Origin of the sequence: Bradyrhizobium sp. HKCCYLRH3059, assembly GCF_051168035.1 — a bacterium.
Lineage (GTDB): Bacteria > Pseudomonadota > Alphaproteobacteria > Rhizobiales > Xanthobacteraceae > Bradyrhizobium.
In genome coordinates this window covers 478239-493811 of record NZ_JBNPUF010000002.1, presented here as the reverse complement: position 1 = coordinate 493811, position 15573 = coordinate 478239, and the positions used below count along the sequence as shown (strand labels likewise).

The 15573-nt window shown below is 67.9% G+C and carries 15 protein-coding genes; 6 read left to right on the top strand and 9 right to left on the bottom strand.

Annotated features, from left to right (window positions below):
• The first annotated feature begins 137 nt into the window (after positions 1-137).
• Genes ACQR13_RS09230 through ACQR13_RS09220 form a run of 3 tightly spaced genes read left to right on the top strand, consistent with a single transcriptional unit; the run spans position 138 to position 4461 of the window.
• Positions 138-899, top strand: a complete 762-nt coding sequence (locus ACQR13_RS09230; protein WP_315714812.1) for an ABC transporter ATP-binding protein — start codon at positions 138-140, stop codon at positions 897-899.
• Positions 893-3259 carry an ABC transporter permease gene (locus tag ACQR13_RS09225; RefSeq protein ID WP_434862810.1) on the top strand — a complete coding sequence of 789 codons (2367 nt, stop codon included), beginning with the start codon at positions 893-895 and terminating at the stop codon, positions 3257-3259. Before ACQR13_RS09230 ends, ACQR13_RS09225 begins: the two co-directional genes overlap by 7 nt.
• A 2-nt stretch (positions 3260-3261) precedes the next feature.
• Entirely contained in the window at positions 3262-4461 is a 1200-nt protein-coding gene (locus ACQR13_RS09220) for an efflux RND transporter periplasmic adaptor subunit (RefSeq protein WP_315826295.1), read from the top strand.
• Between the two features lie 25 nt (positions 4462-4486).
• Here ACQR13_RS09220 and ACQR13_RS09215 read toward each other — a convergent pair whose 3' ends face one another.
• The 4 genes from ACQR13_RS09215 to ACQR13_RS09200 all read right to left on the bottom strand — a co-directional run bounded on the left by ACQR13_RS09215 (position 4487) and on the right by ACQR13_RS09200 (position 7160).
• A complete protein-coding gene (locus ACQR13_RS09215; RefSeq protein ID WP_434862766.1) occupies positions 4487-5584 on the bottom strand; it encodes a D-alanine--D-alanine ligase family protein in 1098 nt (365 codons plus the stop codon).
• A gap of 116 nt (positions 5585-5700) precedes the next feature.
• The gene (locus ACQR13_RS09210; protein WP_316185395.1) at positions 5701-6237 is read right to left on the bottom strand and encodes a thermonuclease family protein; all 537 of its coding nucleotides are present in this window, start codon (positions 6235-6237) and stop codon (positions 5701-5703) included.
• 157 nt (positions 6238-6394) lie between these two features.
• Positions 6395-6580 carry a hypothetical protein gene (locus ACQR13_RS09205; RefSeq protein ID WP_315714985.1) on the bottom strand — a complete coding sequence of 62 codons (186 nt, stop codon included), beginning with the start codon at positions 6578-6580 and terminating at the stop codon, positions 6395-6397.
• Positions 6581-6746: 166 nt separating this feature from the next.
• Entirely contained in the window at positions 6747-7160 is a 414-nt protein-coding gene (locus ACQR13_RS09200; RefSeq protein WP_315714984.1) for a hypothetical protein, read from the bottom strand.
• Positions 7161-7660: 500 nt separating this feature from the next.
• Between ACQR13_RS09200 and ACQR13_RS09195 the strand changes: the two genes are divergently transcribed.
• The 3 genes from ACQR13_RS09195 to ACQR13_RS09185 all read left to right on the top strand — a co-directional run bounded on the left by ACQR13_RS09195 (position 7661) and on the right by ACQR13_RS09185 (position 9893).
• Entirely contained in the window at positions 7661-8515 is an 855-nt protein-coding gene (locus ACQR13_RS09195; protein ID WP_315714808.1) for an HWE histidine kinase domain-containing protein, read from the top strand.
• Positions 8516-8540: 25 nt separating this feature from the next.
• Positions 8541-8723, top strand: coding sequence for a hypothetical protein (locus tag ACQR13_RS09190; protein WP_315749324.1), 183 nt, complete (start codon positions 8541-8543; stop codon positions 8721-8723).
• A 153-nt stretch (positions 8724-8876) separates the two neighbouring features.
• Positions 8877-9893, top strand: a complete 1017-nt coding sequence (locus ACQR13_RS09185; protein WP_315749326.1) for a zinc-dependent alcohol dehydrogenase family protein — start codon at positions 8877-8879, stop codon at positions 9891-9893.
• Positions 9894-10134: 241 nt separating this feature from the next.
• Here ACQR13_RS09185 and ACQR13_RS09180 read toward each other — a convergent pair whose 3' ends face one another.
• The 5 genes from ACQR13_RS09180 to ACQR13_RS09160 all read right to left on the bottom strand — a co-directional run bounded on the left by ACQR13_RS09180 (position 10135) and on the right by ACQR13_RS09160 (position 15542).
• Entirely contained in the window at positions 10135-10923 is a 789-nt protein-coding gene (locus ACQR13_RS09180; protein ID WP_434862765.1) for a hypothetical protein, read from the bottom strand.
• A complete protein-coding gene (locus tag ACQR13_RS09175) occupies positions 10920-11834 on the bottom strand; it encodes a DMT family transporter (RefSeq protein WP_315714804.1) in 915 nt (304 codons plus the stop codon). The genes ACQR13_RS09180 and ACQR13_RS09175 overlap by 4 nt, the downstream gene beginning before the upstream one ends.
• 299 nt (positions 11835-12133) lie before the next feature.
• Positions 12134-13306 (bottom strand): M20 aminoacylase family protein, encoded by a 1173-nt coding sequence (locus ACQR13_RS09170; RefSeq protein ID WP_315749331.1) that lies wholly within the window; start codon positions 13304-13306, stop codon positions 12134-12136.
• A gap of 194 nt (positions 13307-13500) precedes the next feature.
• Positions 13501-13713 (bottom strand): MJ0042-type zinc finger domain-containing protein, encoded by a 213-nt coding sequence (locus tag ACQR13_RS09165; RefSeq protein WP_315749332.1) that lies wholly within the window; start codon positions 13711-13713, stop codon positions 13501-13503.
• Between the two features lie 83 nt (positions 13714-13796).
• Complete coding sequence (locus ACQR13_RS09160) at positions 13797-15542, bottom strand: CHAD domain-containing protein (protein ID WP_434862764.1); 1746 nt, start codon at positions 15540-15542, stop codon at positions 13797-13799.
• Between the last annotated feature and the right edge of the window lie 31 nt (positions 15543-15573).

Here is a 15573-nt window from a genome sequence, read left to right as displayed (position 1 = left end):
TGCGGCCCGCTTGACATGCATCAACGGATGACGATGGCTGCCGACCGATGGTCGGGGATGTCATCCGATGTCGAGGATTCAGGCGTGAGACGTCTCGCACGTTCGATGCGGGCCTTTGGTGCAGGAACCGCAGCCCGATGAGTTCGGCCGTCACCAACGACGGGGGCCCCGCCGCGCCTTCTGATCGGCCCGGCGCCGCCCCGGTGTTCCGCGCGCGCAAGCTCTCGAAGACCTATCGGATGGGCGAGGTCGAGGTGCATGCGCTGCGCGATGTCGACCTCGACATCTACGAGGGGGAGCTCGTGGTGCTGCTCGGGCCATCGGGATCGGGCAAGTCGACCCTGCTCAACATCCTCGGCGGACTGGACAGCCCGACGTCGGGCGAAGCGCAATGGCGCGATCATCAACTGGTCGGCGCCGGCGATGCCGAGCTGACGCGCTACCGGCGCGAGCATGTCGGCTTCGTGTTTCAGTTCTACAACCTGATCCCGAGTCTGACGGTGCTCGAGAACGTCGCGCTGGTCACCGAGATCGCCGACAAGCCGCTCGATCCGCTCGAGGTGCTCAAGCTCGTCGGCCTCGAGCGGCGGATCGACCACTTTCCCTCGCAGCTGTCCGGCGGCGAGCAGCAGCGCGTCGCGGTGGCCCGCGCCATGGTCAAGGCGCCCGACGTGCTGTTGTGCGACGAGCCGACCGGTGCGCTGGACTATGAGACGGGGAAGGTCGTGCTCGCCGCGATCGCGCGCGCCAACGCGCAGCTCGGGACGACCACCATCATCATCACGCACAATGCGGCGATCGCCGGCATGGCCGATCGCGTGCTCCGGCTCGGCGGCGGGCGCATCGTCGGCGAGACGCGCAATGCGCGGCGCCTCTCGGCCGATGAGGTGCGCTGGTGAGCCTGCTGGACCGCAAGCTGTGGCGCGACGTCGGCGCGATGCGCGGACAGGTGGTCACGATCGCGCTGCTGGTGGCGGCCGGTGTCGCCGTGTTCGTCGGCTCGGTCTCGACCTATTTGTCCCTGCGCGGCGGCTGCGAGCAGTTCTATGCCGACGGCCGGTTTCCGCAGATCTTCGTCACGCTGAAGCGGGCGCCGCTCGCGCTGGTGCCGCGGCTCAATTCCATTCCTGGCGTGGTCGCGGTCGAGCCGCGCATCGTGCGCGAGGTCATCGTCGATTGGCCGGCCGTCTCGCAACCGGTCTCGGCCCGCCTGGTGTCGCTGACCCACGCCGGCGATGAGCCCCTGGCGCGGTTGCATCTGCGCCGCGGCGCAGCGCCCGAGCCGGGTGCCGCCCGCAGCGCCGCGGTCAACGAGGCGTTTGCCGAGGCCAATGGCGTCAGTCCGGGTGACGACATCCGCGTGCTGCTCAATGGCCGCGTGCAGGGCTTCCGGGTTTCCGGCATCGCGTTGTCGCCGGAATATGTCTACGCGGTGAAGCCGGGATTGCCGATCCCCGACGATCGCCTCTACGCCATCCTGTGGGTCGACCGGAGCGCGGCCGAGGCCGCCTTCGACATGAAAGGGGCGTTCAACGATGCCGTGGTCGCGCTCGCTCCGGGTGTCGATCCCAAGCCCGTGATCGAGGAGCTCGACCGGCTGCTCGAGCCCTATGGCTCGATCGGCGCGATCGCGCGGCGGGATCAGCCGTCGAACCGCTTTCTCGAGGACGAGCTGAACCAGCAGAAGGTGATGTCGATCACCATCCCCATCATCTTCTTCGGTGTCGCCACGTTCCTGCTCAACGGCGCGCTCGGGCGGCTGGTCGCCGCGCAGCGCGAGCAGATCGCGGCGCTGAAGGCGCTCGGCTTTCCGACGCTGCGGCTCACCTTCCACTATCTCAAGCTGATGCTGGTCATCGTGCTGATCGGATCGGTGCTCGGCATCGCCGGCGGCGTCGGCTTCGGCCATGCCATGATCGCGAGCTATCAGGGGTTCTTCCGTCTTCCGGAGCTGCCGTTTCGGCTGGCGCCATGGGCGGCGGTGGCCGGTGTCGCGATCAGCGTCGCGGCGGGCGCCCTCGGTGTCGTCACGGCGCTTCAGGAGGTCGTCGGCCTTGCGCCGGCGGAGGCGATGCGGCCCGCGATGCCGCTGGGGTTCCGCCGCTCCTGGATCGAGCGCATCCTGCCCGGCACGGCGTTCGGCGCGCGGCGGATGATGATGCTGCGCAACGTCGCTGGGCGGCCGTTCCGTTCGCTGTTCACCATCGTCGGCATCGCCTTCGCGGTGCCGATGATGGTGCTCGGGATCTTCTGGCGCGACGCCATCGGCGAGATGATCGAGTTGCAGTTCAATCTGGTCGAGCGCGGCAACGCCACGATCACTTTCATCCATCCGATGGACCGCGCGATCCTGCGTGACCTGGCGCGCCAGCCCGGCGTGCTCGCGATCGAAGGCCAGCGCATCGTTCCGGTGCGCCTGCGGGCCGGGCACCAGAGCTACCTCACCTCGGTGATCGGACTGGCCGCCGCCGACGAGCTGCGCCGACCGCACGATTCCGCGCGTCGTCCGATCGTCGCGGCGCCCGATGGCATCACACTGACCCGACGCCTTGCCGAGCGGCTGGCGCTGGGCGCAGGGCAGGTCGTGACGGTGGAGGCGATGGAAGGCCACCGCCGGCGGCGCGACCTGCCGGTGAGCGCCATCGTCGACGAAGCGATCGGCATGGCGTCCTACATGGACATCGACACGCTCAACCGCTTCACCGGCGAAGGCGCGGTGATCTCGGCGGCGAGCCTCCAGGTCGAGCCGGCGGCGCTGGCTGCGCTCGGCGCGAGGTTCAAGAGCATGCCGAAAATCGAATCCGTGACGATGAAGGCCTACACCCTCGCATCCTTCATCGAGAAGATCGCGGGCCTCGTATTCGTCACCGCCGGCATCCTCACCGGCTTCGCCGCGATCATCACCGTGGGCGTGGTCTACAACAGCGCCCGCATCAGCCTGCAGGAGCGCGCCTGGGAGCTCGCGAGCCTGCGGGTGCTGGGCTTCACCCGCGGCGAGGTCGCCGGCATCCTGTTCGGCGAGTTCGCGCTGGACATCGCGGTCGGGATTCCGCTCGGCCTATGGCTGTCGCACGCCATCATCGGGCTGATCGCGCGCCTGCATTCCAGCGAGAGCTTCCAGATCCCGGGCGTGATCGCGCCGCAGACCTACCTGATCGCGACAGCGGTGGTCTTGGCCAGCGCCGCGATCAGCGCCATCATCGTCCGCAGGAGGGTGGATCGGCTCGATCTGGTCGCGGCCCTCAAGACCAGGGAATGAGCATGCCACCCGTTTTGCGCCGCGTCGTCATCGCATCGACCGTTGTGGCGGCGGCCGCCGTCATCGCCTGGATGATGATGCCGGGCCCCGTCCCGGTGGAGACGGCCGCGGTGACGAAAGGGCGGTTCGTTGCCACCGTCGAGGACGACGGCAAGACGCGGGTGCGCCAGCGCTACGTCGTGGCCGCGCCGCTCGCCGGCCGTCTCGGCCGCATCCGCTTCAAGGCCGGCGACCAGGTCAAGGCCGACGACGTGGTCGCCACAATCATGCCGGCGCCGGCGCCGCTGCTCGATCCGCGGGCCCGCCGCGAGGTCGAGGAGCTGCTCGGTGCGGCCGAGGCCAATGTCGAGCGCGCCAAGGAGGTGGTGGCCCGAGCGCAGGCGCAGAGCGCACAGGCGAGCGCCGATCTGGCGCGTACCACGGCGCTGGCCGCCAGCGGAGCCGCGACGGCGCAGGCCCGGGAGCGCGCCGAGCTCGCGATGCGGATTGCCGAACGTGACCTGCGCGCCGCCGAATATGCCGACCATGCCGCCGAGCACGAGCTCAGCCAGCTCAGGGCGATGCTGGCGCGCTACGGGAGCAAGACCGATGCCGATGCGCCGGCGGATAGCTGGAGCGTGACCGCGCCGGTCGGCGGGCTGGTGCTGAAAGTGATCCAGGAAAGCGAGACGACGGTGCAGCCAGGCGCGGCGCTGCTCGAGCTCGGCGATCCCCGTGATCTCGAAGTGGTCATCGACGTGCTGAGCACCGACGCGGTCGAGATCCGTCCCGGCGCCGAGGTCACGATCGATCGCTGGGGCGGGGCAGGCCGCCTGTCGGGCCGGGTTCGCCGGGTCGAGCCGGCGGCCTTCACGAAGATCTCCACGCTCGGCGTCGAGGAGCAGCGGGTCAACGTGCTGATCGACATCGTCTCGCCGGCCGAGCAATGGCAGCGGCTCGGCGATGCCTATCAGCTCGATGCGCAGATCGTCGTCTTCACGCAGGAGGATGCGACCATCGTTCCGACCGGCGCGCTGTTCAAGCGCGGTGACGACTGGTCGGTGTTCGCGCTGAAGGATGGGCGCGCCGAGTTGCGCACCGTCCGGCTCATCCGGCGCTCGGGCCGGTTCGCCGCCGTGGCCGACGGCGTCGCCAGCGGCGATGTCGTGATCATCTATCCCAGTGACCGGGTCGCCGCCGGCGTCAATGTGGCGCCGCGCTGACCTGCGGCGGCCGCAGACGCGTTCCTCAGCGCTGCGACGCCAGTTGCCTGAGCCGGGCATGGCGCGCCAGCGCGTGTGCGATCAGGCTGTCCATCAGCGCCGGCTGGGGCAGGCCGGTGGCCTCCCACATCTTCGGGTACATGCTGATGTTGGTGAAGCCCGGCAGGGTGTTCACCTCGTTGACGTAGACCTCCTCGCCGCGGACGAAGAAGTCGACGCGCGCGAGACTCTCGCAGCAGAGCACGCCGAACACCTCGGTGGCCATTTTGCGGATGCGCGCGGCGAGAGCGGGTTCGACCTGCGCCGGGACGTGCAGCGAGGCGCCCTTGGCATCGGTGTATTTGGCCTCATAGGAATAGAAGCCGTGGCTGTCGGCGGGCACGATCTCGCCGAGCTCGGAGGCGGCGACCTCGCCGTCGGCACGCTCCAGCACCGCGCATTCGATCTCGCGCACCGGGCTGATGCAGCGCTCGATCAGGATCTTCAGGTCGAAGCGCAGCGCCAGGCGGCAGGCGGCTTCGAACTCCTCGGCGTTGCGCGCCTTGGAGATGCCGACGGAGGAGCCGAGATTGGCCGGCTTGACGAACAGCTCGGATGACCCGACGGCGTCGACCGCCGCCGCATAGGTCACAGGCGACGCTTCCGTCATGGTGACGAACGGCACGATCGGCAGGCCGGCATCGCGCAGCAGGCGCTTGGCGACGTCCTTGTCCATCGCCGCCGCCGATCCCATCACGCGGCCGCCGACATAGGCGACATCGGCGAGCTCCAGCGCGCCCTGCACGGTGCCGTCCTCGCCGTTCGGACCGTGCAGCACCGGAAACACGACGTCGAAGGCGAGCTCGCGCGGGGCGCCGTCGCCGATGACCAGCGCGCGGCCCTGGCCGGCCGGCAGCAGCACGATCTGCGGGCCGTCAGCGGGTACGGTCAGCGCCGCGCCTGTGCCGTCATTCGCAGCGTCGGCGAGCACCCAGCGTCCGTCGGTGGTGATGCCGATCAGCGTGACGGCGTAGCGGCCGGCATCGAGCGAGCGGACGATGTTGGCCGCCGAGGCCCGCGAGACGTCGTGCTCCGCCGAGCGCCCGCCGAACAGGATCGCCACGCGCGTCTTTGTCTCCGTCATCGTCCTCATCCAGCCCTGATCTCTGCGATGCGCGACCGTACAGCCAGAGGCCAACGCGTGGCAATTGAGGTGTTGTGTCGGGTGTGGTGGAAGGCGACGTCGTCATGCGGCGGCGCTCACCGCCAGCCGATCCCGCCGTCCGAGCACACCGACGTCGTGCCGCCGGCATGCATGCAGCTCCGATAGAGCGGCGGCTCGATGAAGCGGCCCGACCAGATGCCGCGGCCGGCGCGGCGGGCGGCGCGCTGATCGGCGGTGTAAACGCCGCGCGAATATTGCGGCTCCTCGACCGCAAGCCCGCGCGACACCATGAACTGGCCGAGATCCGTCGCGCCGGCGGCGCAACGCGCGACGATGCGGCCGTAGCGATCGCCATCGACCGGCAGGCAGCGCAGAACCTTGCTGCGCGTGAACGCGTCCAGCGTGTTGGCGGCCAGCGCGCCGCAGCGATATGGCTTGCGGTCGCGGCCGCGGCAGAGCTGCGCGCTTTCGGGCGCGTCGATGCCCCACAGGCGAATCCGTTCGCCGTGAATGTCCAGCGTGTCGCCATCGACGATGCTGACGCGGCCGACGAGCTCAGCGGCTGTGGCGGGGAAAGCGAGGAGAAGCGGCAGAACGAGGCAGGCGAGACGGGGGAGGAGACGTCGCAAGATCGGCACCTGTGGCGCTGAGAGGGGCGTGATCGCTCGCTGCGCGAATCGATCGCGGATCATCCCGATCTATAGCGAATGGGAGGTGCGCGATTGTGTGGCGAGCACCGCAACAGCAGCGGAGCGCAATCGGCGCAGTTCGTCCGGCGAGCGTCGCGGTTCAGCGCAGGCTCGCATTCTCTGCGTGCCCATCCCGTGCGCGCGCCGCGTGCTCGACCTCGGCGGCGAGCATGCTCAGATGCTCGGCCAGGCGCGCGAACAGCTCGCGCTTGTCGCGGTCGGTGGCGAGATCACGAATGAGGGCGCATTCCGCTGCGTCGGCCCGCAGCTTGTCCGGCTGGGTCATCAACTCTGACATGTTCCGCTTCCCTGCCGCGCCGGCAAGTTTTCGAAACAACGGATCGTCATGATTGTTCCGGGTGTCCATGCATTTTTTCGAGCGGCGCCGTCAGCGCCTGATCGGAGTACCTCTATGGGGATGCGAGATGACGCGACGCTCGGCATTCGACTGTCTATCGTTCACCGGGCCACCATGTCGAGGCCGGATGCGCGGCCGAGATCTTGGTCTCGCGCAATGCCACCAGCGCGCTGCGCTTGTAGGGACGACCGCGCAGCCGCGAGCAGTCCTGGCAGCGCATGTAGCGCTCGAGTTCATGGATTGGCGTCGTCTTGGCGCGCCTGATGATGTCGAGCGCAACGGTCTGATTGGTGTCGCAGCCGAGGCAGCGCACTTCGAGATAGTAATAGCCCGCGTTGAGCGCGTCGCCGAGCAGCGGCGACGGCTGCGCCGGTCCCTTGTAGCCGAGCATCCGCTTATTCCAGGCGTCGCAGGCCAGACGATCCGCTTCCTTGCGCGCGCGCGCGGCCTGCTCCTGCGCGATGCGGATGCCGGCACCGTAGAGTCTCTCGCGCGATTTCGTCGTCATGACCGCCATGATCGACGCTGCGGCGCTCAGCGGCAAGCCGCTAGGGTTAGCGCAGCAAGAGGCGCCGGATACAAGCTCTCTCGCGTGCAGCGTTCCGATACCGTTGTCTTTCAGTTCATCGGCGCAGCCGGCGACGAGCTCATCATGCAACGTCCAGCATTCGTGCTGCGCCGACGCGACGCGGAGTAGCACTGATGGTGTCGAGCAGAGGCGCTGGGGGCGCAGGGGCCATGTAGTCACGCTTGCCGGTGGCGGCGCGGCGGTCGCTTCTCCCACCACGCGGCATGATGCGTTCCGTCTGGCGCAACAGGGCCGTCAAACGCAACGGCGCGGCAAAAGTTCCTAAAATTTTTGCGCCCATGCGGCAGTTGCTTCAGCTTGTTCCTGCAGGCGTCCGGCGATAGACCTTGCGCTCGGGGTCAATCGTGCGCGCGGGTCGGAGTTTCTCAGATTGGATCGTTCGGGGCAGACAGTGGTCGGCGACCACGTTTCTGCTCACCATGCTCGCCGTCGCGATTTCGACCGCGGGCCGGATCGGGCTGGACTATGCCGGCGCGACGCTGCCCTACGCGACGTTCTACCCTGCGGTGGTGTTCGCCGCGCTGCTCGGCGGCATTCCCGCGGCCATTTTTGCCGCCTGGCTGTCTGCCACCGTGGTGCTCGTCGGCTTCACCGATCGTCCCGATCATGCCGAGGCGATCAACCTCGTCGGATTCCTCAGCACCGCGGCGCTGATCATCTGGCTCGGGCATCTCTGTCGCGGCGCGCTGATGGAGCTGAAGCGCAGCGAGCATGCGCGCGAGTTGCTGCTCGGCGAGCTGAGACATCGCGTGAACAATCAGCTCGCGTTGTTTCAGGCGATCGTCAGATCGAGCCTGTCGGGCGAGGATCGCGCCAAAGGGGAAGCGATCGCGCTGCGGCTCGACGCCGTCGCGCGCGCCAACAGTCTCGCCTGGTCGGACCACCGCCTGATGACCTTGCGCATGCTGCTCGACGTCGAGCTGCAGCCGTATCGCGCCTCCGGCGCCGTGACGGTGGACGGCCCGGACATGCCGTTGGGGCCGGAAGCGGTGCGTAATCTCGCGCTGGTGTTCCACGAACTTGCGACCAACGCCGTCAAATACGGCGCGCTGCGCGGCCAGGGTGGACGACTCGAGGTCCAGATCGCGCAGGAGGGCGGCCGCGGCAGCGTGGCCTGGCGCGAGCTCGGTCCGCACCCGATCGAGCCGCCCGGGAAAGAGGGCTTCGGCACGCGCATGATCCGTGCGAGCCTTGCGGCGATCGGCGGCAGCATCGAGCAGGATTATCGCGACGAAGGTCTGGTCTGCCGGATCAGGTTCGACGCGGCGATGTGAAGGCCCGGTTCCTCGCAGGCGTCGCATGTCTCGCGGCGCGTGGCATGGCTGCGATGCGAAACGCGCAGCGGCGTTGCTGCGTATGTGTTCGATGGAACGGCGCGACATGCTGCTGCTGGCTGGATTGCTGCTGCTGGCACTCACCATTACCTGGGTTGGCACGGAATATGTGCTGAACCATGTCGTGATCCCGCTGATCGATGACTGAGAGCCGGCGGCGCCGCGACCATCGGATTTGCGTTGCGTTCGCGTTGTCTGTCCGCCGCGCGGAACGAGGCTCGGCTTGATCGCCGGCACGAAACGCTTCACCATTCCCGGCAGAACAACGAAGCGGCGACGCCGCTTGGGCGGGAGACATCGGATGCAATGTTACGAGCTGCAGGGGCCCGGCGGAATCGATGCGCTGGCGCTGGTCGACAAGCCCGTGCCGCAGCCGGGGAGGGGCGAGGTGCTGGTGCGGCTGACGGCGGCGAGCATCAACTATCGTGACCTGATCACGGTGAGGGGCGGCTACGGCTCGCGGCAGAAATTTCCGCTGGTGCCGCTGTCCGACGGCGCAGGCGTGGTCGAGGCGGTCGGTGAGGGCGTCACAGCATTCGCGACCGGCGACCGAGTCATCGGCAGCTTCTTCGAGAGCTGGACCGGCGGCGAGCCGAGCGAAGCGAAGATGCGTGCGGCGCTGGGCGGCGCCGTCGACGGCACGTTGACGGAGTATCGGGTGTTTCCCATGCACGCGCTGGTGCGGACGCCGGCGCATCTCACCGACGTCGAGGCCGCGACATTGCCGTGCGCCGGCGTCACCGCCTGGAGCGCGGTGATCAAGCTCGGCGGCATCAGGCCCGGCCACACCGTGCTGACGCAAGGCAGCGGCGGCGTCTCGATCTTTGCGCTGCTGATCGCGAAGATGGCCGGCGCGCGGGTGATCGCGACGTCGTCGAGTGAAGCCAAGATCGCGCGGCTGACGGCGCTCGGCGCCGATGTCACGCTGAACTACAAGCAGGTGCCGGATTGGGGCAAGAAGGCGCGCGAGATCACCGGGCAGGGCGTCGATCTCGTGGTCGAGGTCGGCGGCGTCGGCACCTTGAACGAGTCGATCCGCGCCACCCGGATCGGCGGCACCATCGCCTTCATCGGCGTGCTCGCCGGTGCGCCGGCCTCGGAGCTGCGGCTGCCGCTGATGGTGATGCAGCAGCAGCGGCTGCAGGGCGTCACGGTCGGCTCGGTCGACGATCTCCAGGCGCTGGCGAACGCGCTGACGCTGCATCAGGTGAAGCCGGTGGTCGACCGCGTGTTTCCGTTCAGCGAGGCGCGCGAGGCGTTCCACTACATGGCGAGCGGCGCGCATCTCGGCAAGGTGACGATCGCGATCGGGGGATGAGTGACCACGCTGCTGTCGGCGACTGCGTCATCGAAGCAGGGCAGCACTCTTAGCCTCACTCTCTCCGCCGTCATTCCGGGGCGCGTCGCGCAGCGGCGCGAGCCCGGAATCCATAGCCACAGGATGCTGTGCGACGCGAGCTGGCCGGTATGCTCGTCTTCGCCACCTGCACAGTCGTGGTTATGGATTCCGGGCTCGTCGCTGCGCGCCGCCCCGGAATGACGGCGAGAGAAACGGGCTGCTAATGACGTGGCGGTTTGCGGTGCTGTTTTGGCAGCTTCAATTGCCAGCGGCCGTTGCTGCGTTCGACAGAGGCCGGGAATGGCTTCATCTCGGTGCCGACCTTGAAGGTGGCGATGAGCTTGACGCGGTCGTCGCCGTCCCAGCCGTCGAACTCGTAGAAGGTGTAGTCGTCGTCAGGGGTGAGATAGGACCAGCCCCCCAGCTTGAGGTCGAACGGCGCGGCAACGATCTCCATCCCGTTGCCGCAGCCGGAGGGACCTTCGCTGGAGCAGACCGAAAACAGCCAGCGGCGGCTTGGCGAGGCGTGCGGCGGCGAATGGATCTTGGTCTCGATGACGCGATTGAGCCACAGCAGCATCCATTGCACGCCTTCCCAATAGCCGATCTCGATCAGCAGGAGTTCGTGCTCCGGAAAGTAGCCGACGAGCTTGTACTCGACCGAGTCGTCCTCATGTCCGGGTAGGTCATCCGGAAGTCGGGTCACGTAGCTTCTGGTGGAACCATCCTTGAATGTGATTTCCAGCGACTTGCCGTTGCGCCTGACGACATCGTTCAACTGAGCGAGGCAGGCCTGCTCGTCGCGGTCGAGGTCGGCCTTGCCGGTGTCTCCTTTGCAGCGGCCGTCTTGTGAAGGATGCTCCGACATCGCGTAGGGGATGTCGGCCGAGGCCGCGGCCGGACCAATCGTGGTTGCCAGCGCGACAAGAAGCAAAACGAAGATGCATTGCATTTTATTGATCCAGCGTTGCCGCTTTGGGTTCAAAGCAGCGCTGGTGCGTGCGGTCAACCTTGGATCGGATCGCCTGTCGGCTTCTTGCGCGCGGGCAGCGTCATCGCGATCACACCAATGAGGACACAGGTGAGGCCGATCCAGGCGGTCGGCGCGAGGTGCTCGCCGAGCCCGGCCACGGCGATCGCAACGCCGATCGGCACCCGCAGATAGGATTGCGCGGTGGCGCCGATCGAGCCGAGCGTCTGCACCAGGCGGAAATAGATCACCATCGCGGCCGCAGTCGAGACGGTCGCGAGCGCGACCAGCGCCAGCACCGAGCGCAGTGACGGTGCCAGCGTCCACGGATGGTCGACGACCAGCGCAAGCGGGATCAGCACCGCGGCGCCCGACAGCAGCGATCCCGCGGCCGGCAACATCGGATCGAGTCCCTTGAAGCTCTTTCCCATGATCGCCGCACCGGCATAGCAGATGGTGGCGGCGACGATCGCAATCTGCGCCCACAGCTCGCGGCCAAGCCCGCCCAGCGCCTCGGTGCCGACGATGAGGCAGGTGCCGGCGAGTCCGGCGGCGACGCCGACCAGCTTGCGCAGGGTGACAGGCTCGTGGTGCGTCACCAGCGCGGTCAGCAGGAAGGTGAAGATCGGCGAGGTCGCGTTGAGGATCGTCGCAAGACCCGCCTCGACGGTGCGCTCGGCCCAGGCGATCAGCGTGAATGGCACGACGCTGTTGAGACCGGCCTGGATCACGAAGCGACGCCAAATCGTCCGGTCACGCGGCCAAGCGAGGCCGCGGCTGCGGATGATCGCGGCCAGCAGCAGCCCCGCAATCAGCGTGCGCGCGGCGATCAGGGTCAGCGGCGGAATGGTTTCGACGCCGATCTTGATGAAGGTGTATGAGGCGCCCCACAAGGTGGACAGAACGAGCAGGAGGGCGAATTCTGTCGTGAGATCGGAGCGGCTCTGCATGGTGCCTCGCGGGCGGGAGAATGGCTTCTCCTAGCCGGGCGGCGGCGCGCGATGTTTCGATACGGGGCGAACTGTTCGTGGAAGGAAACCGAAGCCATTCCGATCGGTGCATTGCGTCCCTGGACGCTTCGCTGGCGCTCGCGATGACGGAGCCTGTGGGGTCGGCGATGTCAGCCACACCCGTCATTGCGAGCGGAGCGAAGCAATCCAGACTGGCGATCCGATGAATATCCTGGATTGCTTCGTCGCCTACGGCTCCTCGCAATGACGCTCGTTGCGAGCTTGCGCGGTCGCTCCGATCAGTTCGCCGGCATGCTCTTCTCGACCAGCTTCACCCAGTACGATGCGCCGGCGCTGAGGATGTTGTCGTTGAAGCGGTAGGCCGGGTGGTGGCATTCGTTGCCGGGGCCCATGCCGAGGAACACGAAGGCGCCCGGGCGCGCCTCCAGCATGAACGCGAAATCCTCGCCGCCCATCAGCGGAATGGCGCGGTCGTTGACGCGCTCAGCGCCGGCGACGTCGCGGGCGACGTCGGCGGCGAAAGCCGCCTGCGCAGGGTGATTCATCGTCACCGGATATTTGCGCTCGTAGATCGCCTCGGCCGAGCCGCCATAGGCGCGCGCGGTGGCCTCGGCGACCTCGACGATGCGCCTCTCGACGAGATCGCGGATCTCCGGATCGAGCGTGCGCACGGTGCCCAGCATCTCGACCGTCTCGGGGATCACGTTGAAGGTGGTGCCGCCATGGATCGAGCACACCGAGATCACCGCCGACTTCAAGGGATCGACGTTGCGGGCGACGATCGACTGCAGCGCGTTGACGATCTGCGAGGCGATCAGGATGCTGTCGACCGCCCGGTGCGGGCCGGCACCGCCATGGCCGCCCTTGCCGGTGACCTTGATGTGGATCGCATCAGCCGAGGCCAGCATCGCGGCGGGCGAGATTTCGAAATGGCCTTCGGGCACGCCCGGCATGTTGTGCATGCCGTAGACCTCCTGGATGCCCCAGCGCGTCATCAGCCCGTCATCGACCATCGCCTTGCCGCCGGCGCCGCCTTCCTCGGCCGGCTGGAAGATGACGATGGCGGTGCCGTCGAAATTGCGGGTCTCGGCGAGATATTTCGCAGCGCCCAGCAGCATCGCGGTGTGGCCGTCGTGGCCGCAGGCATGCATCAGGCCCGGCGTCTTCGAGGCGTAGGGAACGCCAGAGGTTTCCTCGATCGGGAGCGCATCCATGTCGGCGCGCAGGCCGATGGTCCTGCCGGAGGCGGACTTGCGGCCGCGGATCACGCCGACCACGCCGGTGCGGCCGATGCCCGTCACCACCTCGTCGCAGCCGAATGCGCGCAGCTTGTCGGCGACGATGCCGGCGGTGCGATGCACCTCGTACAGCAGCTCGGGATGTTCGTGGAAGTCGTGGCGCCAAGCGGCCATTTCGTCGGAGAGCGCGGCGATGCTGTTGAGGATGGGCATGAGGACCGGATGACTCGCTGAAGTGGATCGGGACGCTGCAGTGGATGCGGCCAAGCCAGCCGGCAGCACCGCGCGGTGACCGACTATGACCCGGTCAAAAAAGCCAGGCAAGTTGCCGCCGGCCATGGCGCCATGCGCGGATGCGCGGTCACCTCGACGGACCACGCCGGGCGTTCCGGATTGCGGAACGGGAGTCAGGTGAGCGGGGCGGGGGCCGGCACGCGGGGATATTTGCGCTCGGGTGGTACCTCCAGGCGGAAGGCCCGCAGCTTCGGCTCGTCCCACGCCGCCAATGGCGTGCCGCAGACGCCGCAGTCGAACCGCCCGGCAGCGCCAATGGCGGAGGTCGATTCCGCGATCTCGTAGGCGGCACGGCAATGGGGACACGTCACGCTGGATATCTTCATGAGATCACGCTCCCAAACAGCTCGACCAGACGCCTTGAACCAGATCAATGCGGTCCATGAACCGACGTCACCGCGTCCGGTCGTCACGCCTCCTCGGCCTGCCATGGCGTCGGCGCCTTCGTGAAGGCGCGCCACGCCTCGCGCAACGGCTCCTCCACGCCGGCCATGGCATGCGACTGCCAGCCGGTGATCGCGGCGGCCGCGATCGCCGCCTCGGTGGAGGTGGTGCCGAGGGTCTCGATCACGCCGGCGGTGACCGCCATGTCGTTGTAGTGGCCAAGCTGTTCCTGGAAGCCGGCGAGCGTCCTGGCATATTTCTTCGCCGATTTGCTCGCGCCGTAGAGCGGCAGCAGGAAGTCGATGCTGTAGCGCAGCTTCTTCAGCGCGAGACGCAGCCGGTGGCGCCGCTCGGCCGACAGCTTCTTGAAGCGGCGGCCGCGCTTGAGCACCTTCTGGTGGCGCTCCGACAGGACAGGCCCGGCGAAATCGATCGCGGGCGCCGCGAGGCGTCGGAGATCGTCGGGGGAGACGTCGTTGCGCCAGCCGCGGGTCTCGATCCATTCGCCGAGGCCGAGCACGAAAGCGGCGCAGCGGCGCTCGGCAAGCGCGATGCGCAGCGTGCGATAGGCGAGATCGCGCCGCCGCTCGGCGAGCGCCCGGAGCGAGTCGAAGCCTGCAACAGTGGGGCAGGCCTCGGCGATCTCGGGCAGCGTATCGGTCAGGAACACGTCGAGGTCGCGCGCCGCCGAGAGGCTCTGTGCCAGCCAGCGCGCATCCGCCTCGAGACCGTCGAGCGTCGCCGAGGTCCCGAGCGGCCGCATCAGATGCAACGCGGCGCGCAGGCGGCGCAGCGCCACCCGCAACTGATGCACGCCTTCCGTATCGCGTCCGTCCTCTGCCGCAGGCATGGCCTGCAGCAGATGATGCAGGCTGCCGCGCAGGACGAGAGCGAAGCTCTCGTCGAGAGACACCGCCGGATCGAGGCGCAGCTTGGGCGGCTTTTCGGCCCCCGGCGCTGCTCCGGCTGCGAGGTCGAAACCGCGCGCGGATTTGCTGCGGATCGAAGGTCTGATCGGTCCGTGATCGGCGATGCGCTGTGCGATCTCGTAGATGGCGGCGGGGTTGCCGCTCTTGAGCTCCAGCTCGATCTCGCTCACGATCTCACGGTGCTCGCCGGCCTTGATGACACCGCTGTCGAACGCGATCTCGATGGTCGCGCCGGGCAAGTCGAGCATGCGCGCGTGACGATGCACGTCGGTCGTGAACACCGCCTCGAGCGTTGCCTCGGCCAGCGCGGAGCGAAGCTCCTCCGGCAGCAGCGCGGCCGCCAGCACCGGATCTGGCGCCAGCGAGCTGACGCTGGCCTCCCACTCTCCGCGCTTGAGTGGGTCGTCGCTGTGCTGCTCTTTCACGGTCTGCACGAAGCGCGAGCCGCTCTGGCGCACCCGCAAGGTGAAGCCGTTCTTCCACAGCGTGCGCTTCGGCGTGTCGTAGTAGACCGATGTCAGATGCTTGCGCGAGCCCTTGTTGCGCGCATGCGCGGTGACGACCGGTGCGTTGTTGAAGCCGGCGAGTTGATCGGGCGCGACGAGGAGTTTCAGCTCGATCTCGTGGCCGCTGCCGGCCGCCGGATCCGGCAAGGACGGCGCCGCGACCTCCACGCCAAGCGCTGCGGCATCCTCCTGCGCGGCCGCGTGATCGGCTAGGTGCTGCGCAGTCAAGCGATCGGCGGCGCCACCGGGATCGCTGCTCGCCGACTCACCACTCTCCCGCACGCCGACCGCATGGCCACTGCCGTGGATCGACGCCGGTGCGTTCGAATCGGGCATGTGTCGATTCTGTAACCGTTTAATGACAGTC